The organism is Paraburkholderia sp. BL27I4N3, from assembly GCF_003386115.1.
GTDB lineage: Bacteria > Pseudomonadota > Gammaproteobacteria > Burkholderiales > Burkholderiaceae > Paraburkholderia.
On the sequence record NZ_QREJ01000001.1, the window covers coordinates 7,911,786 to 7,928,309 of the forward strand.

General features: G+C 63.6%; 17 protein-coding genes and 2 pseudogenes. 9 read left to right on the forward strand and 10 right to left on the reverse strand.

Going from position 1 to position 16,524, the window contains the following annotated elements; genetic code table 11:
• Nucleotides 1–2 precede the first annotated feature (2 nt).
• The 3 genes from B0G71_RS35890 (at nucleotide 3) to B0G71_RS35900 (ending at nucleotide 3,416) form a co-directional block, all read left to right on the forward strand.
• The gene (locus tag B0G71_RS35890; protein WP_116147918.1) at nucleotides 3–1,115 is read left to right on the forward strand and encodes an acetoin dehydrogenase dihydrolipoyllysine-residue acetyltransferase subunit; all 1,113 of its coding nucleotides are present in this window, start codon (nucleotides 3–5) and stop codon (nucleotides 1,113–1,115) included.
• Between the two features lies 1 nt (nucleotide 1,116).
• A complete protein-coding gene (gene lipA / locus B0G71_RS35895; RefSeq protein WP_116147920.1) occupies nucleotides 1,117–2,103 on the forward strand; it encodes a lipoyl synthase in 987 nt (328 codons plus the stop codon).
• A gap of 296 nt (nucleotides 2,104–2,399) precedes the next feature.
• Complete coding sequence (locus B0G71_RS35900; protein ID WP_116147922.1) at nucleotides 2,400–3,416, forward strand: hypothetical protein; 1,017 nt, start codon at nucleotides 2,400–2,402, stop codon at nucleotides 3,414–3,416.
• Nucleotides 3,417–3,887: 471 nt separating this feature from the next.
• Here B0G71_RS35900 and B0G71_RS35910 read toward each other — a convergent pair whose 3' ends face one another.
• A complete protein-coding gene (locus B0G71_RS35910; protein WP_116147926.1) occupies nucleotides 3,888–4,376 on the reverse strand; it encodes a GNAT family N-acetyltransferase in 489 nt (162 codons plus the stop codon).
• Nucleotides 4,377–4,399: 23 nt separating this feature from the next.
• Nucleotides 4,400–5,617, reverse strand: coding sequence for a sensor histidine kinase (locus tag B0G71_RS35915; RefSeq protein ID WP_116147927.1), 1,218 nt, complete (start codon nucleotides 5,615–5,617; stop codon nucleotides 4,400–4,402).
• A 281-nt stretch (nucleotides 5,618–5,898) separates the two neighbouring features.
• Between B0G71_RS35915 and B0G71_RS35920 the strand changes: the two genes are divergently transcribed.
• Nucleotides 5,899–6,258 (forward strand): PleD family two-component system response regulator, encoded by a 360-nt coding sequence (locus B0G71_RS35920; protein ID WP_116147929.1) that lies wholly within the window; start codon nucleotides 5,899–5,901, stop codon nucleotides 6,256–6,258.
• Nucleotides 6,259–6,360: 102 nt separating this feature from the next.
• Here B0G71_RS35920 and B0G71_RS35925 read toward each other — a convergent pair whose 3' ends face one another.
• On the reverse strand, nucleotides 6,361–7,260 hold the full coding sequence (locus tag B0G71_RS35925) for a LysR family transcriptional regulator (RefSeq protein WP_116147930.1): 900 nt from the start codon (nucleotides 7,258–7,260) through the stop codon (nucleotides 6,361–6,363).
• A gap of 105 nt (nucleotides 7,261–7,365) precedes the next feature.
• Here B0G71_RS35925 and B0G71_RS35930 point away from each other — a divergent pair, with 105 nt between their 5' ends.
• Nucleotides 7,366–8,244 (forward strand): aldo/keto reductase family oxidoreductase, encoded by an 879-nt coding sequence (locus tag B0G71_RS35930; RefSeq protein ID WP_116149178.1) that lies wholly within the window; start codon nucleotides 7,366–7,368, stop codon nucleotides 8,242–8,244.
• Between the two features lie 140 nt (nucleotides 8,245–8,384).
• On the opposite strand, the pseudogene B0G71_RS35935 reads toward B0G71_RS35930, so the two are convergent.
• Nucleotides 8,385–8,495 (reverse strand): annotated as a pseudogene (locus B0G71_RS35935) (LysR family transcriptional regulator); the annotation flags it as partial.
• On the opposite strand from B0G71_RS35935, the pseudogene B0G71_RS35940 reads away from it, so the two are divergent.
• Together B0G71_RS35940 and B0G71_RS35945 are read left to right on the forward strand one after the other, a co-directional pair.
• Nucleotides 8,479–8,676 (forward strand): annotated as a pseudogene (locus B0G71_RS35940) (RidA family protein); the annotation flags it as partial. The pseudogenes B0G71_RS35935 and B0G71_RS35940 overlap by 17 nt on opposite strands.
• Before the next feature lie 40 nt (nucleotides 8,677–8,716).
• Nucleotides 8,717–8,932, forward strand: a complete 216-nt coding sequence (locus B0G71_RS35945; RefSeq protein WP_116147932.1) for a hypothetical protein — start codon at nucleotides 8,717–8,719, stop codon at nucleotides 8,930–8,932.
• 17 nt (nucleotides 8,933–8,949) lie between these two features.
• On the opposite strand, the gene B0G71_RS35950 is transcribed toward B0G71_RS35945, so the two are convergent.
• The 5 genes from B0G71_RS35950 to B0G71_RS35970 form a co-directional block, all read right to left on the reverse strand.
• Complete coding sequence (locus B0G71_RS35950) at nucleotides 8,950–10,275, reverse strand: FAD-binding oxidoreductase (RefSeq protein WP_116147933.1); 1,326 nt, start codon at nucleotides 10,273–10,275, stop codon at nucleotides 8,950–8,952.
• Nucleotides 10,276–10,277: 2 nt separating this feature from the next.
• Entirely contained in the window at nucleotides 10,278–11,012 is a 735-nt protein-coding gene (locus tag B0G71_RS35955) for a cupin domain-containing protein (RefSeq protein ID WP_116149180.1), read from the reverse strand.
• Nucleotides 11,013–11,234: 222 nt separating this feature from the next.
• On the reverse strand, nucleotides 11,235–12,551 hold the full coding sequence (locus tag B0G71_RS35960; RefSeq protein ID WP_181916946.1) for an aspartate aminotransferase family protein: 1,317 nt from the start codon (nucleotides 12,549–12,551) through the stop codon (nucleotides 11,235–11,237).
• 127 nt (nucleotides 12,552–12,678) lie between these two features.
• Complete coding sequence (locus B0G71_RS35965; RefSeq protein WP_220377336.1) at nucleotides 12,679–13,677, reverse strand: phosphotransferase; 999 nt, start codon at nucleotides 13,675–13,677, stop codon at nucleotides 12,679–12,681.
• 240 nt (nucleotides 13,678–13,917) lie between these two features.
• Nucleotides 13,918–14,586 (reverse strand): haloacid dehalogenase type II, encoded by a 669-nt coding sequence (locus B0G71_RS35970; protein WP_116147938.1) that lies wholly within the window; start codon nucleotides 14,584–14,586, stop codon nucleotides 13,918–13,920.
• Between the two features lie 339 nt (nucleotides 14,587–14,925).
• Between B0G71_RS35970 and B0G71_RS35975 the strand changes: the two genes are divergently transcribed.
• On the forward strand, nucleotides 14,926–15,417 hold the full coding sequence (locus tag B0G71_RS35975) for an Lrp/AsnC family transcriptional regulator (RefSeq protein ID WP_116147940.1): 492 nt from the start codon (nucleotides 14,926–14,928) through the stop codon (nucleotides 15,415–15,417).
• Nucleotides 15,418–15,432: 15 nt separating this feature from the next.
• Here the strand turns inward: B0G71_RS35975 and B0G71_RS41105 are convergent, their stop codons facing one another.
• Nucleotides 15,433–15,660: a hypothetical protein gene (locus tag B0G71_RS41105; protein ID WP_147308741.1), complete on the reverse strand. Its 228-nt coding sequence runs from the start codon at nucleotides 15,658–15,660 to the stop codon at nucleotides 15,433–15,435.
• Here B0G71_RS41105 and B0G71_RS35980 point away from each other — a divergent pair.
• Complete coding sequence (locus B0G71_RS35980; RefSeq protein ID WP_116147941.1) at nucleotides 15,652–16,503, forward strand: alpha/beta hydrolase family protein; 852 nt, start codon at nucleotides 15,652–15,654, stop codon at nucleotides 16,501–16,503. The two genes, B0G71_RS41105 and B0G71_RS35980, sit on opposite strands and share 9 nt — an antisense overlap.
• Nucleotides 16,504–16,524: the final 21 nt, after the last annotated feature.

A 16,524-nucleotide genomic window follows, 5' to 3' on the forward strand; every position in this document is an offset into this window, starting at 1 on the left:
CGATGCCGATCCATATGATCACGATGCCCAAATGGGGCTTGTCGATGGAGCAGGGACAGGTCAACGGCTGGCTTAAGGCCATCGGCGACAAGGTAGTGAAGGGCGACGAGATTCTGGACGTGGAAACGGACAAGATCTCGTCGGGCGTCGAGTGTGCGTTCGAGGGCATCTTGCGCCGGCAGATCGCGCAGGAGGGCGACACGCTGCCCATCGGTGCATTGCTGGCCGTGGTGGCGGACGCCGAAACGCCGGACGCGCAGATCGACGCCGAAGTCGAAGCGTTTCAGCGCGACTTCGTGCCGGCCACATCGGCGGATGGCGACAGTGGACCGCAACCGGAGAAAGCGCAGATCGGCGGGCGCACGGTGCGCTATCTGAAACTCGGCGAGGGCGGCACGCCCGCGCTGCTGATTCACGGTTTTGGCGGCGATCTGAACAACTGGTTGTTCAATCACGCCGACCTCGCCGCGCATCGGGCGGTGTGGGCGCTGGATCTGCCGGGTCACGGCGAATCCGGCAAGGCGCTCGAGACCGGCAGTGCCGACGAGTTCGCGGACAGCGTGATCGCCTTCATGGATGATCGCGGCATCGACAAGGTGCAGTTGATCGGTCACTCCATGGGCGCACTGGTCGCCATGACCGTTGCGGCAAAGGCGCCGGGACGTGTGGCGTCGCTGGCGTTGATTTCGGCCGCGGGACTGGGCACGGAAATCAACGGCGACTACATCAACGGTTTCACTGAAGGCAGCAATCGCAATGCGCTCAAGCCGCAGTTGGCGAAACTCTTCGCCGACCCGGGTCTCGTGACGCGTCAACTGGTGGAGGACATCGTCAAGTACAAGCGGCTCGAAGGCGTGCCCGAGGCGCTGCGCAAGATATCGGCGTCGGCCTTCGACGGCAACGCGCAGCGCACGAGCTATCGGGACCGGCTCGCGGAACTCGCGCCGCGCAGTCTCGTGATCTGGGGCGCTGCAGATCAGATCATCCCGGCCGCGCATGCGCAGGGCCTGCCGGGCGACATCCGGGTTCACGTGCTCGAAGGCAAAGGGCATATGGTGCAGATGGAAGCGGCGTCCGAAGTGAATCGTCTGCTCAACGATTTTCTGGGGCGCTGAAATGGACGCCGCATTGCATGGCGACAGCGTCACCGCGCTCGGTCAGCACGGCAAGCGCAGCGCTGACAAGCTCGCGCGGATTCCGGTGAAGATCGTGCCGGCCACGGACGGCGAGGTCTTGCCGAAGCCGCCGTGGCTGCGCGCGAAGCCGATGATGAGCGAGACGGTCGCCGGCATTGCGGCGATCCTGCGCGAGCACCGGTTGCATTCGGTGTGCGAGGAGGCCATGTGTCCGAACATCGGCGAATGTTTTGCGCGGCGCACCGCGACGTTCATGATCATGGGGGGTATCTGCACGCGGCGCTGTGCATTCTGCGACGTCGCACACGGGCGCCCCGCGCCGCTGGACGAAGCGGAGCCCGAGCGGCTCGCCGATGCCGTGGCGGCGCTCGGCCTGCGCTATGTCGTGGTGACGTCGGTGGATCGCGATGATCTGCGCGACGGTGGCGCGGCGCATTTTGCGCGCTGTGTGGCGTTGCTGCGCGAGCGCGTGCCGGGCATTCGGGTCGAAGTGCTGACACCGGATTTTCGCGGACGTGTCGAGCGCGCATTGCTGGCGTTTTCAGACGCGTGGCCGGATGTGTTCAATCACAACCTGGAGACGGTGCCTGCCTTGTATCGTGCCGCGCGTGCGGGCTCGGACTATCAGGGCTCGCTGCAGCTGCTCGCGCGCGTCAAGCAGGCGAACGCGACGATGCTGACCAAATCAGGCTTGATGGCCGGATTGGGGGAATCCGACGAAGAACTGCTCGACGCGATGCGCGATCTGCGCGCGCATCACGTGGACATCCTGACGATCGGACAGTATCTCGCGCCGTCGCGTTTTCATATGCCGGTGCGGCGGTACGTGACGCCGCAACAGTTCGACGCCTGGCGCGAGGCGGGATTGGCGATGGGCTTTCTCGAAGTCGTGGCGGGGCCGCTGGTGCGCTCGTCGTATCAGGCCGACCAGATTGCCGATATCGCGGTGGCGCGCGCAACGCAATGACATGAAGAAGGGTTGGAAGAGTTGGCAGCCTCGCTTGTCGTCGCGGACGACAAGCGAGGAGCGCCAATCGCCGTTTCTAAAAGCAGGCGCGGTCCGCCGTTTCGCCTGCAACAATCTATGTCGAGATATGTCACGCGGCGCGGAAAACGCCCGCAAACCCTTGTCGCACGGGCTTTGCTCGTGGTGAAACAGGGTGACATATCTTCCCGGTCGATTATGTCGGCGTGTCCTTCTATAGTCCGTTTCGTCGCCACGCAGCAGTGACAGAAGTGGCCCGAATCCCAGAAGGACATATCGTGAAAAATCGTTCGTTCGTCGTCCCGGCCACCGCCGCTGCATCTGTCTGCGCTTCCGCCTCCTTGACGATCCCTTCATCCGCTCGCGGCGCACTGCGCAAGCTCGTGCTCTCCGCCACGGTCGCCGTGCTCGCGCTCGGCAGCGCATCGGCATTCGCCTGGTCGCAACACGGCACGGCCTACACGTCGCGCGGCACCTATAACGGCGCGCGCTACGGCTCGTGCGGCGGTGGCAGCTGCTCGCATGCGGGCGGCGTGGCCGGCCCTTACGGCGGTCTCGCGACCAACACCGGCACGGTGACGCGCAATGCGCCGGGCCAGTTCTCGAATTCGGGCACCGCGACGGGACGCTACGGCAGCTCCGTCCAGCATGCAGGCGATACCAATTGCGCCGGCGGCACATGCTCGCACACCGGCACGCTTACCGGACCCGACGGCAAGACGGCGACCACGTCCGGCGATGTCACGAAGAACGGCCCGGGACAGTATTCGTCGTCGGGGTCGGTGACGGGCTCGAACGGCAACACGGTCAACCATTCGGCGTCGACGAACTGCGCCGGCTCGACATGCTCGCGCTCGGGCACCGTGACGGGTTCGGATGGCGGCACCGTCAATCACTCAGGTTCGGCCACGCGTGTCGCACCGGGCGTCGTGACGACCTCGACGAGCGTGACTGGCACGCACGGCAACACGGTGACGTCGAGTGGAACGGTGGTGGCCACGACGGGTGTCGTCGCGACGGGCGGCACGACGGTGGTAGTGGCGCCGAAGCCGGTCGTGGTCGCTCCGCCGGTTGTGTATGTGCCGCCGCCTCCGGTCGTGGTGACGCCTGCACCGGTGGTGGTGGCGCCGCCCGTTGCTTATGTGCGCCCGCCGGTCGTCTACGCACCGCCGCCCCCGCCGCATGCTGTGTATGTCGCTCCGCGCGTCGTCTATGTCGCGCCGGCGCCGCGTCCGGTCGTGTGGGTGCCGGGCCACTGGATCGGGCGTGTCTGGGTGCCGGCGCACTGGTCCTGAGGGGGGCTGCCATGCGAGTCAAATCCCGGGAGACAGTTGCGGCGCGCCGAGCGTCGCTCAAGGATTCACCGGCGCGGCGGTTCTATAAAGCAGGCGCGTTGGCAGCGGTTGTCGTGGCCGCGGGAGCGGCGCTTGCGATGAGCCGCTTCGCCGTGCCAGTGGATACACGTGAAGCGAGTGAACCGTCGCAAGAATGCTCCGCTCGCTACGCCGCGTTGCTCGATCTTGCGGAATTGGCGAGACGCGATGGCAAATCATCGGAGGTGGTCGTGCGAGGGCTGAGCGACAGAGGCGGCGCGATGAGCGAATGTTTGTCGATGGGCGGTGCCAGGGCGGATTAGCGTTGTGATTGCCGCTCACGTCGCTTGCGTCGCTCACGGCACCTACAGCACTCGCGCTACGCCACGCACGCCACTCACGCCGCCAAAAAGATTGCTAAACGCACTGAATAATCAGTGCGGCATTGTCCGATCAGCTCGATTGATTTTCCGGGCGAACCAGATTGCGCTCCAGAAATACCGCGCCGGCAATTGGATTGAAGACGTAAGCGGGAATCCGTGCGAAACCCAGCGATGCGTAAAGATCGAGCGCCGCCTGCATGGTGGGAAGCGAGTCGAGACAAATGCGGTGATATCCCGCGTCTCTCGCGATATCGCAAATCCGCGTTGCCAATTGCCTGCCGGCCCGCAGACCGCGTCCCGATGGACGGACATAGAGCCGCTTCATTTCGCACGTGGTGTCGTCGAGAGGCCGCATGGCGACGCAGCCAATCAGTTCTTCCCGGTTGTACGCGAGAAGCACCCGGCCGCTTGGTGCGGCGAATTTGCCGGGCAAGCCGGCGAGCTCAGATTCGAAGTTCTGGAAGCCGAGATCGATGTCCAGGCTCCCGGCATATTCGCGGAAGATGGCCCGGACCGTTTCCAGTTGCTGCGGGAATTCGGCGGTGGCGATCTCGATCATGGGTGTTCGTTGGCCGCGCGGTTCTATTGCGGTTCCACCAGCACCAGCGGGAAGCGTATCTCGAACCGGGTACCCACCCCCTCGCGCGAGACAAAGTCGATCTGCCCGTTCAACACGCGGCACAATTCCTTGACGATAGCGAGACCGAGGCCCGTGCCGGGGATCTCGTCGCCCGCGGCGCGCTCGAATTCGCCGAACACGCGCTCCGCATCCGATGGCGCGATACCCACGCCAGTATCCGCGACGCGAATCGACCAATGCTCCGCACCGGCCATCGCGAAGCTCAATTCGATTTGCCCCGACTTCGTGTATTTGATTGCGTTGGAGAGCAGATTGATGGCAATCTGTTTGAGCTTGAGACGATTGGAAATGACGGCGGTCAAAGCGGGATCGCACACCGCGCGCAACGTGAGTCCTTTTGCTTCGGTCGAAGGACGCGACGAGGCGACGAGTTCATCGAATAGCTCGCGCGGTTCGACCGGTTCGAGTGCGAGCGGGGCGCCGTCGCCGAGCACCACGGAGTACTCGACCATCTGCTCGACGAGCTCTTTCATGTCGGTGGCCTGACGGTTCGCCAGCGTCAACGCCATTTCGGCTTTTGCCGGCGCGCGCGCGATCAATTGCAACGCCATGGAAAACGCGTTCAGAAAGTTGCGCAGATCGTGCACCACGCTGCGTGTGATCTGCATGCGCGACTCGTACAGGTCGCTCACCAGCCGCTGCTTCAGCACCAGCTCGTGATTGGCGCGCTCGAGCTGGCCGGTGTACTCGTCGATCTTGCGGTCCCGTTCGCTCACGACCTCCTTGATCGACGTGAGCGTAACCATGCTGAACGTTTCGGCGATCAGGCGGCGCGCCCGGCTCTCATGGCGGCGCGTGAAGGTGCTGTCGAGACCGGCGAATTCTTCGAGCGCCCCGGCCAGCACCTGATGGAAAAGATCGAGTTCGCGCACCAGTTCCTCGATGCGATAGCCCTGGCGCCAGCGCACCTTGCCATGCTTTCTCGCATCGCGCTCGATGGCTGTCTCGACCCGTTCGAGATCTTCGACATCGAGCGCCACGCACAGTCCTTCGAGAATTTCCGGCAGATGATCGGCGAGTTGCTGGTAAGTGAGTTTGTCCGCTTCGACGAGATCGGTGTCGCCGAAGACGGCATGCATCCATTGCTCGGTCAGTCGGGTCCGCTCCGCGCGGACGAAGTCGGCAAAATTGCGCAAAGGGCTAACGCGTGTATCGGTCATGATGGCGCAGTGGGATGAAGTTTCTACAAGTGACAAAAGGCTGGCAGCATTCGGACGCGTCCGACCGGACGCGCATGTTGTGTCCGGCAGGCCGATACTCCGGGCCGCCGTGACCGATAGGCCGGGCCGGCAAGCGTTCCGCCATCACGGGCTCCGAAAACGTGGTGACAACCGGATATTCTCATCATTATCGGTGTAAGTGCGGATAGTGGAACACCCCTTGCGGGGCTGTCGGGAGGTAACAACAACGTCCAACCGGACGTTCAACCCGGCGGCCCTCGATGCACTCAATCTTGCTGGTGGACGACGAGCCGGAAATCCTCGCGGCGTGGCGCCTGATACTCGAGAACGAAGGCTACGAAGTTGCTTGCGCGAGCAACGGCGTGGAGGCGGTCGCGCGCGTCGCGGCCCACGTGCCCGCCTTGATCATCACGGACTGGATGATGCCGCTCATGGACGGCGCCGAATTGTGCCGTCGGCTGAAAGGGATGCCGGCGCTCGCCAACGTTCCGATTATCGTGCATACCGCCGTTCCGCCTAACGAAAGTGCGGGCAAGAACTGGGATATCTGTCTGAGAAAGCCGGTGGGCGCGACGCTTTTTCTGACGACGGTCGCGCAGCTGTGCAAACTGCGGCCCTGACTACTGATGGACTCGCGGTGCAATGGGCGATTTCTTCCGAAACGCGCGTGCCGTTTCTTGGGCTGGTCGGCAATATTGCCCTGCATATTCCGCGTCGCTGCATCAGTCAGAATTGATCACCTTCAAAAAATCGACGAACGCGCGCAACGGCGCCGGCAAATGACGACGCCCCGGATAGTAAAGGAACGGGCCTGAAAAACGCTGCCACCACGGCTCCAGAATCGGCTCCAGTGCGCCGCTGTCGAGATGCGGGCGCAGCATGTCTTCAAACAGGTGCACGACACCCACGCCGGCGATGGCCGCGCTGACGGCGAGATCGATCGCCGCGCCCGGCCGCACCAGCAGCGGCCCCGATGGATTCAACTGCAGCACTTCGCCGTCGCGCTCGAAATACCAGATCGGCATGGCGCCGCCGGCGAACTGACCGCGCAGGCAGGCGTGCGAAAGCAACTCGCTGGGATGATCGGGGCGCCCGTGCGTGTCCAGATAGCCCGGCGCCGCCGCCGTGGCGAAGCGTTGCACGCGCGGCCCGATCGGAACCGCGATCATGTCCTGCTCGAGCCGCTCGTCATAGCGAATCCCGGCGTCGCAGCCGATCGACAGCACGTCGACGAAACCATCCTCGACCACGACCTCGACGCGGATGTCGGGATACGTTTTCAGAAACGCGGCGATGATACCCGGCAAGACGATGCGAGCAGCGCTCGACGGCACGTTGAGCTTGAGCGTGCCGGCCGGTTTGTCCCGGAACACGTTCAGCACGTCCAGCGCCGCTTCCATTTCGCTGAAGAGCGGCGACAGCTTCTCGATGAGCCGCAAGCCGGCCTCGGTTGGCGCCACGCTGCGCGTGGTGCGGTTGAGCAGGCGCAGGCCGAGCTTTGCCTCCAGACGGCGCACGGCGATACTCAAACTCGACGCCGATACGCCGCTGATGCGCGCCGCGTCGCGAAAGCCACCCGCGCGGCTGACTGAGACGAAAGCAGCCAGATCATTTAATTCCATGGCGATTGTGCGAAATTTTTAACAACCCGTACACGTTAGACGGCTTTGTTCAACAGCGCAACCGCGTCCATACTTGCGTTCAAACCACTCACGAAGGAGCGCATCATGTCGAATCTCAGCACCACGGACACCTTTCCGCTCGCCGGCCGCCCGGTGCGACGCATGGGCTACGGCGCCATGCAACTGGCCGGCCCCGGCGTTTTCGGGCCGCCGAAGGATCGCGACGCGGCGCTCGCGGTGCTGCGCGAAGCGGTGGCGTCGGGCGTCAACCACATCGATACGAGCGACTTTTACGGGCCGCACATTACCAACCAGTTGATCCGTGAAGCGCTGCATCCTTATCCCGCCGACCTCGTGATCGTCACCAAGGTGGGCGCGGTGCGCGGCAGCGACGGCGCGTGGCTGGCGGCGCTCGAACCCGACGATATCGAGCGCGGCGTGCACGACAATCTGCGCAATCTCGGTCTCGACGCGCTGGAGGTCGTCAACATGCGAAACATGGGCGACATTCACGCGCCCGCCGAAGGGTCGATCGAAAAGCAGGTCACGGCGCTGGCCGAACTGCAACAACGTGGACTCGTGCGCCACATCGGCTTGAGCAACGTGACGGCGACGCAGATCGAGGAGGCGCGTCACATCGCGGAAATCGTCTGCGTGCAGAACCACTACAACCTGGTTCACCGGGAGGACGACGCGCTGATCGACCAACTCGCGGGCAAGGGCATCGCGTATGTGCCGTTTTTTCCGCTGGGCGGGTTCACGCCGATTCAGTCGTCCGCACTGTCGGAGATTGCACAAACACTCGGCGCGACGCCGATGCAAGTGGCGCTCGCGTGGCTGTTGCAGCGGGCACCTAACATTCTGCTGATCCCCGGCACGTCGAGCGTCGGGCATCTGCGTGAAAACCTGCAGGCGTCGCAGTTGAAGTTGTCCGCCGAGGTGTGCGCGGAACTGGACGCGATCGGTGGTGCCACACAGTTCTAGTCGCCGATCACAAAGGAATCCTGTGCAGGCGGCGTCATGCTCGGCCTGTTATCCCTGGCGCGACAGAACCAAAGCGAGCCGCCGGGGCTATAACTGCAGTGTTCCGGGCGATTGATGTTCCACCGGGATCAATCGAGTGATCATTTCCGCCAGGGCGCTGGATCGAAGGCTTGTTTCGCGGCTTCCAGAAACACGCGCTGACGGATCGTCAGCCCCTGCCGCGTGGGCGTGAGGGCGATGACCGGTGCGGGCAGCGACGTCACGAAACTGGTCCAGGTTCGTGTTTATATCGTCGATATCGAGTATTAGGCGACGTTCAATGAGATCTATGCGCGTTGGGCTGGAGCGGCGAGACCCGCTCGCGCGGTGGTTCCGGTTCCCGCGCTGCATTTCGGTCTGAAGATCGAGGTCGAAGCGGTGGCTTGGGTGTAGCCGGTCCGATCGAATCGGTGCGCCAGCGTTGGAGAGTGCAATGCGTTTCAGTTCTTACTGGCTGGATACGTCCGAGCCATTTGTCGGCAATTCGCCTGATCTGCATGGCGGACGCTGCGACGTCGTCGTCGTGGGCGGCGGGGCCATGGGCAGTATCGGGTCGCTTTGGCGCAGCGTTACTTCGGACCGCGTAATCCGCGTTATCCGTAAAAGCGCCGTGCCCACGCTCCTCGTGGCACGGCGCTTGTTGCAGTGACCGCGCCTTCCGCCCTTCTAAAAGTCAGCGACCTTGCCCCATGCCGAGTGGGCAAATCGGGCAGGCCGATACGGGATAGGGTCGACGATCGGCGTCGCACCGGTGGCCAGATCCGCGATCAGATGTCCAGCGCCGGGCCCGATCCCGAACCCGTGACCGGAGAAGCCCGCAGCCAGGATCAATCCGGGTACGCCCGGCACTTCGCCGATACCCGGCACGCCGTCGGGTGTGCTGTCGACGAAGCCTGCCCACGCATGTGTGATTTTCGCTTTGCCAAGTTCGGGCAGCAGTTCGATGGCGCGGCGATGCGTTTCCCTCACGGTAGGCATATCGGGTTTCGGATCCAGGATGCGTACGCGCTCCATGGGTGTGGGCGCGTCGAGCCGCCACCGCTTGAGCGTCTCATGACCGCCGCGCACGCCTTCCAGTCCGCCCGGAAGAAGGCTGCGCCAACGCTTGGCGAACATGGGCACGAATTGCGGGGCGAATCGCAGGAACTGCGGCGTCACGTCCACGCGCGCCCGTCCGCTGATCGCCAGTGCGTAGCGTCCGTCGTTTCGGCGGGTGATCGATACGCCGGAAGTGAACAACGCGTCCGGCAAGGGATGCTCGACAGGCGAGACGCTAAGGATGGATTGGCGGATCGATGCCTGGGGAAAGCGGATGCCGAGCTGGCGACAGAATGCGGACGCCCACGCGCCGCCGGCAAGCACGACTGTCCGGGTCTTGATGACTCCGGCTTCCGTGACGACGCCGCAGACTCGGCCGCCCTCCAACTCGATGCCGCGCGCCGCGCAATGTTGCGTCACGCTGCCGCCTAGCTTCATGAGTGCGGTTGCCACGGCGGGCGCGGCTTTCGCGGGATCGGCCGTGCCGTCACTGGGCGAGAAGACGCCGCCTTTCCAGGCTCGCCCGGTCGCCTTCCCACGCTCGGCGGCTTGCTTGCTATCGAGCAGGTAGGTCGTCACGCCCGCCGTCTTTGCAAAGTCGCCCCAACTCGCCCAACGGGCCAGCTCCGCGTCGTCATTGCTCAGATACAACAGCCCGCAGCGATGAAAGCCCGTGTCCTCACCGGATTCGACGGCAAATCGTTCCCAAAGATCGAGGCTCTTGCTTGCGATCGGCAATTCACGCTCGTCGCGGTTTTGCTGTCGGCACCAGCCCCAATTGCGGCTCGACTGCTCGGCGCCAATCCTTCCCTTCTCGACCAAGGCGACTGAAACGCCGCGCTGGGCCATGTAATAGGCAGCAAAGACGCCGATGATGCCGCCTCCGATCACGACCACGTCGGCGGCGGCAGGCAGTGTGGGCGAAGTTTGAATGTGAGTCAGCGGAGGGGACATGATCAATTTCGTTCGGCTGGAGCCTGGACAGTTTGCGTAACGTAGAACTTCGCCACGCGTTCGCTGCTTTCCCATCCGATCGACACACCCTGCGGCACGAAGAGCGCGTCGCCGGCGCCGAGGGACAGCACGCTGCCGTCAGGCGCGGCGAATCGCACGCCGCCGGCGAGGAGATGCATGAACTCATTGACGCGATGCGGGCGAACGATCCGATGGTAGGGCGTCGAATCCCACGTACCCGCTTTGTACTGCGCGTCGTCGTCGGTGAACACGTTGTCGCTGCGACATTCGGGAGCCGGGCCCAGTAGTACCTCTGCTGGAAGCGTTGCGGATGGCTTGAAGTCGGCTTGCGCGCGCAACGGGACCAAGCCTGTTTTGGTCGGCATGGTGGAAGCCGCGGAACAGAATACGAAGAGCGCGCGCGACTCCGCCCTGAAGCGAAGCGCAGTACCCTTGCCGATCACCGCGCCCTCTTGCGGGCTCAGCACCAGCGGCGCCATGCCGGGCGCTTCGAGCGTGAGCGAGCCTTCCATTACGACGATGGTTTCGATGTGGGGAAAACTCGCCACGTCGAGCTCGCCGATGAAGCTGACCCGACCCGCGGCCATCGAATCGGGCCCTTCCCACGCGATCTCGCGATGGCGTACGAAGGGATCGTTCTGGCCGAAACCTCCCCTGCGGAAGGCGGTCGAAACAGGCGCACCTTCGGCGCGGTGCAATACGAATGCTGTAGTCACTTCTGCTCCCATGAATTGCGCGGATGATGGTTCGTGCACGCAATTATGCGGCGCGAGCATCTCCGGATGATTAACCGCTCCAACAAGCGGACGTTAAATAACGGTTAATGCAGAAACGCTTGTCGAGGGCCTGATGGACTGCCGGCACTTCTGCACGGGCAACGTGCTCGCATCAGGCCGTTTGCCGATGACCAGACACGTTTGCGTGCCGGTCATCGGCGGTCACAGCGCGGCAAGCACCGTATCCAACTCCGTCAACAGGCGGTCGGCATCGTTAGCGCCAAAGACCAGCGGCGGGCGGATCTTCAGCACACTCGCGTCCGGCCCGGTCGCGGAAATCAGCACGCGCCGCTGGCGCAAGCCGTTGACGATCTTGAGCGCCGTCGCGATGTCGGTGTCCTTCTTCGCGCGATCGCGCACAATCTCGACGCCGAAATACAGGCCCGTGCCGCGCACGTCGCCGATGCATTCGTATTTCCTTGCCAGTGCGTTCAAGCCCTCAAGCAGGACCGCGCCGACCCGCTGCGCGTTGTCGAGCACGTGCTCGTCGCGCAGCACGTCGAGCGTGGCCTGCGCGGCCGCGATCGCGACCGAATTGCCGCCGAAGGTGTTGAAGTAGCGCATGTCCTGCCCGAAGCCCGCGACCACCTCCGGGCGCACGACCAGGCCCGCCACCGGATAGCCGTTGCCCATCGGTTTGCCGAGGGTGACGATGTCAGGCACGACGCCATGGCGCTCATGCCCCCACATATGCGTACCGCTGCGCCCGAAGCCGGACTGCACCTCGTCCGCGATGAACAGCCCGCCGGCGCGGCGCACCACCTCGGCTACTGGTGCGAGTACATCGGTCGGGTGGGCGAACACGCCATCCGACGAGAAAAATGAATCGGCGATGAATGCCGCCAGACCGCCGCCGTGACGGCGAATGTCCTCGATCTGCAACTCAACCTGTCCGGCCATGCGCTGGCCGATCTCCGACGGCGTCATCCTGTACGAGTCGGGAGCGGGCACCGTGCGCACGTAGGGACCCAGCAAGGCCCTGCGGCCCAGCGACGGCGAAAAGCTCGACGTGAGATGCGAGTTGCCGTGATAGGCCTCGCTGGTCACGATCACGCCGGTCTTGCCGGTGTACTGCATCGCGATGCGCGTGGCCAGGTCGTTGGCCTCGGAGCCGGTGCAGGTGAACATCATCTGGCCCGCGCGGATCGACGTGTTGAACGTCGAGAGCAGGTCCTCGGCGTAGTCGAGGATCGGCTCCTGCATGTAGCGGGTATGCGTGCAGAGCGTCGAGAGCTGGCGGGTGACGGCATCGACGATGCGCGGATTGGCGTGCCCGACGCAGACGACATTGTTGTAGGCATCGAGATAGTCGTTGCCCTGGTCGTCGTACAGATAGACCTTCTCGCCGCGCACGATTTTGACGGGCTCGGCGTAGAACAATCGATACGACGGACTGAGCAGCCGTAAGCGGCGCGCAATGTGCCGTTGCGTGCCGGCGTCGAGGTGGTCGAGCGACGCCGGATTGAAGCCGTTCGGCATGTCGCCGCGCAGTGCGTCGTGGGATTTGCCGGTACCGGCGGCCTCGGTTTGGGCGGCCGGCTGCGACGTGCTGGTAGTGTTCATAAGGGCGGTCAGAATCGGAGAGGTGAGCAGTGCGATGGAAGAGCTAGAGCAAGGCGTTGGAAACAGTCTCAGGGTCGCGCTGCATGAACCAGCGCAAATGCTCCCATCCCGGCCGGGTGAAGCGCAGGATGTAGGCTTCGTTTTCCGGGAACAGCATGGCGCGCCATGAAGTCAGCAACGCTCGCGCCGCGACGCGCGCCATCGCCAGGTGCGGGATCAGGAGCAGTTCGTCGCGGCTGAGTTCGGCACGCGCGAGATAGCCGCGCAGCAGGTCGCGCGCGTCGGCGAACAGGTCGTGCGGGCCGTCGGCATCGAAGTTGAGCGGAAACTGGTTCATTACCGCCGTGGCGACGTCGATCGCTACCGCGGTGTGCACGGTGTCGCCGAAGTCGATGATTCCGCTGACGAAGTTCCGGCCGCCCGGGTTGGCGACGATGTTCGAGCGGTTGAAGTCGTTGTGTACGACTTGCGCGGGACAGAGCCGCAGGGCCGGCTCGATCGCGGCGAAGCGTGCGAACGCCTCCCTGATGAAGGCGCGATGCGAAGGATCGGCGATATGTGCTTGCAGCCCCGTTAGACTCGCCAGATGCTTGACGTCCCAGGCGAGTACGCGATGCTGGTGCGGATGGCGGAAACCGGCCATGGCCGCCTGCAGTCGCGCCAGCATTTCACCGATCCCGTAATGATCGACCGCGCTCCCGCGCAGCGCATCCAGCGGCACACCTTCGAGGTAGCTATAGAGCCTCGCCGTACGATACGGCTGCGGGGGCGACGCCACGGGTACGACGAATTGTCCGTCGATACCCGGCAGCACGCGCGGCACCGGCAAGTCCGGCGCGACGGCGGCAACGTGGCGCATCGCGGCGACCTGCAAGTCGAGTTCTTCGGGCGTCTCGCCGGGGTTTGAGATTTTCAGTACGTAGCGCGCGCCGTCGCTTGCGTCGATGCGGAACGTGTCGTCCTTCTCGGTCGCAAACCGTGTAGCCGCGCCGTCGATGCCGTACACACGGCGCGTGATCGCGAGCGCATCGAATGTATTCAAGCGTGGGAAGCTGACCGACAGGCCGCTCTCCAACAGGGTATCGAGCGCAACGGCGGACGTTGTGCATAAGCTTGCGGAAGGGCTGGGCGTGAACATGGGCAATGCGGCGCGAGAAGGGTGGACTGCAGTGGAGCAGGACGTTTCCGACGTGCTGTCGACCTGAGGACAGACGTCAGATCGGTCGTGCGATGCGAATCCCCGCCCGCCGTCGAACACGTCGGCCAAGGAGGCGCAAATCGCTTACAGGCCAAGCTGCTCGGCCAGTTCGACGATGCTCCGGACCGCCGTATAACCGTATTCCGGCGCTTCCGGTTCATGGCCGCGCAGCACGTGCGCCTTGTGCACGATGCCGAGATCGTGCGCGGTCATCAGGTCGTAGCGCGGACTCGACGAGACGTGCAGGATTTCGTGAGGCTGCACGTCGAGCTTCCTGAACATGTATTCGAAGCCTTGCATACGCGGCTTGTAGGCCTGGGCATCTTCGGCCGTGATGACGGCGTGAAACGGAGCCCCGAGCTTTTCGATGTTGCTCGCGATCTGCGCGTTGTCCGCGTTGGTCAGGCCCACCAGCCTGTATTTCTTCGCGAGGCGCGAGAGACCTTCCGGGACGTCCGGATGCGGGCCCCACGTCGGCACTGCCAGGTAGAACTTTTCGGCCTCGCTTTCGGCGAACGGCACGCCCGTGCGTTCGCAGGCGCGGCGCACGGCGTTCAGGACGACCTGGCGGTAGGGTTTCCAGGCGCCGAGCACTTCGTCGCGCCGATAGGCGGCGAACAGCTTGACGAAGTTTTCCAGCGCGTCGCCGTGGAGGCGGTTCCCGTAGATTTCGCGCGCCGTGTCGGCCATGCGAAAGTTGACGAGGGTGCCGTAGCAGTCGAACGTGATGAATTTCGGCTCGAAGTCGATCATGTCTTCAGTCTCGATGAGTGACGAATCCCAAGGGACTCTTGAATGAAGGGCTTGCCGCACACCAGTTCAGGCAAGCACCGATGGAAATGTCGATAGATGAAATTTAAACGGGAATGACTTCGCTACTAAACCGAATTAAGGACGAAAAAAAACAGGTTTTTACCCGTTGTTGAGGGGATTCACGGCAGTTCCTGCGGCGAGGAGCGACGCGATGCAAAATCAGGAGCAAATAGCAGGATCGTCTTATCGTCGGGCGTGCGTGCCGGGCTACTATTGAGCCCGTGGAGTACGCCGAGGCGCTCGTATGGAGGCGCCTGACGGAAAGGAGGCAGGGCGGGGATGAGAACGGATTGCACACTCGACCGGCTGGACTTGCGCATTCTCGCCGAGTTGCAAATGCGCGGCCGCATGACCAACGTGGAACTGTCCGACGCTGTTGGACTGTCGCCCAGCCCATGCCTGACGCGTGTCAAACGGCTCGAGACGGCGGGCTACATCGCGGGTTACGGCGCGCTGTTGAAGATCGAGAAGCTCGGCGATGTCCAGATCGTGTTCGCCAAGATCACACTCGCGGATCATCGCCGCGAGGACTTCGTGCGTTTTATCGACGCCATTCGCGACATCGACGAGATCCTGGAGTGCCATCACGCGACGGGCGGCTACGACTATCTGCTCAAGTTCGTGACGCGCGACATCGCGCACTACCACAGCGTGATCGAGGGGCTGCTCGAGCGCGACATCGGGATCCAGACGTACTTCAGCTACGTGATCGTCGAATCGCCCATCGTCAGGAAGCGCGCTCGTCTCGAGGCCCTCTTTACCGCGAAGTGAGGCTGTCGCCGCCCATCATGCGGTCACGCCCTCGATTTTGAAGATCGTATCGAGCTGGGCGGCTAGCAGCAGCGGATCGCGATCGCACGATCGCTCGCGAAGCCAAGCTGACGAGATCGTATGTTTCGCTGAAATTTGGTTGTAAGTCGCCATTGCTAGAGTCGTCGACAGAATTTTGCCGCCGTATGCCGGACAGTTTTCTTCGGACTTCTGGAAAGGGAAGAGCGACAAACCATGAATCAAGCTCGTACGTTCTGGCTCATTCTGACGCTGCTCTTTACGGCGCCTGCGTGGGCGTTTCAGTCGCGGGTCGTCGTCATTCCGAGCGCGGCCATGCATAAGTCGCTCGAAGCGACGGTCGTGCTGCCCGATCAATATGCGCGCGGCAAGGCGGCCGACCGCTTTCCGGTCGTCTATCTGCTGCACGGCTCGGGCGGCGACTACACCGACTGGACCACGAATTCGCAGATCGGCAAGCTGGCCGACCGCTATCACGTGATCCTCGTGATGCCCGACGGCGGCCACGAAAGCTGGTATATCGACAGCCCGGTCGATCCGCACAGCCGTTACGAAACCTATGTGGGCACCGAGGTAGTGGGTTACGTCGACGCGCATTTCCGCACGATCGCGACACGCCAGGCACGCGCCATTACCGGCTTGAGCATGGGCGGCTTCGGCGCCTTGCATATCGCGCTGAACCGGCCGGACGAATTCGGCGCCGCGGGCAGCATCAGCGGCGCGGTGGATCCGCGTGGCTGCGAGGATGAGCCCGGCATCGACCAGGTATTTGGCGATCCGATGCGGCATGCGGACTTCTGGAACAACGAGGCGATCGTCGAGAACGCGCGCAGTTTCGGCAACGCGCATATCGCGCTCACGATCGACTGCGGAGTCAACGACTCGCTGGTGCAATCGAACCGCACGCTGCATGAGCGGCTGGTCGAACTCGGCGTGCCGCACGACTACGCGGAGCGGCCCGGCGGCCACACCTGGAAGTACTGGGCCAACGCGGTGCAGTATCAGGTGCTGTTTTTCGCCGGGGCATTCAAGCGCAACGGCGCCATGGCGGCAAGCGCCGCGGCTTGATGAGACTGTGCTGGTGTGCGG

Bases quoted from the DNA above. Each gene is read 5' to 3' on its own strand.
- B0G71_RS35915 (WP_116147927.1), bottom strand. From the start codon at position 5,617: ATGACCGATACACGCGTTAGCCCTTTGCGCAATTTTGCCGACTTCGTC.
- B0G71_RS35890 (WP_116147918.1), top strand. From the start codon at position 3: ATGCCGATCCATATGATCACGATGCCCAAATGGGGCTTGTCGATGGAG.
- B0G71_RS35930 (WP_116149178.1), top strand. From the start codon at position 7,366: ATGTCGAATCTCAGCACCACGGACACCTTTCCGCTCGCCGGCCGCCCG.
- B0G71_RS35970 (WP_116147938.1), bottom strand. From the start codon at position 14,586: ATGATCGACTTCGAGCCGAAATTCATCACGTTCGACTGCTACGGCACC.
- B0G71_RS35975 (WP_116147940.1), top strand. From the start codon at position 14,926: ATGAGAACGGATTGCACACTCGACCGGCTGGACTTGCGCATTCTCGCC.
- B0G71_RS35950 (WP_116147933.1), bottom strand. From the start codon at position 10,275: ATGTCCCCTCCGCTGACTCACATTCAAACTTCGCCCACACTGCCTGCC.
- B0G71_RS35960 (WP_181916946.1), bottom strand. From the start codon at position 12,551: ATGCCGAACGGCTTCAATCCGGCGTCGCTCGACCACCTCGACGCCGGC.
- B0G71_RS35925 (WP_116147930.1), bottom strand. From the start codon at position 7,260: ATGGAATTAAATGATCTGGCTGCTTTCGTCTCAGTCAGCCGCGCGGGT.
- B0G71_RS35920 (WP_116147929.1), top strand. From the start codon at position 5,899: ATGCACTCAATCTTGCTGGTGGACGACGAGCCGGAAATCCTCGCGGCG.
- B0G71_RS35980 (WP_116147941.1), top strand. From the start codon at position 15,652: ATGAATCAAGCTCGTACGTTCTGGCTCATTCTGACGCTGCTCTTTACG.
- B0G71_RS35945 (WP_116147932.1), top strand. From the start codon at position 8,717: ATGCGTTTCAGTTCTTACTGGCTGGATACGTCCGAGCCATTTGTCGGC.
- B0G71_RS35910 (WP_116147926.1), bottom strand. From the start codon at position 4,376: ATGATCGAGATCGCCACCGCCGAATTCCCGCAGCAACTGGAAACGGTC.
- lipA (WP_116147920.1), top strand. From the start codon at position 1,117: ATGGACGCCGCATTGCATGGCGACAGCGTCACCGCGCTCGGTCAGCAC.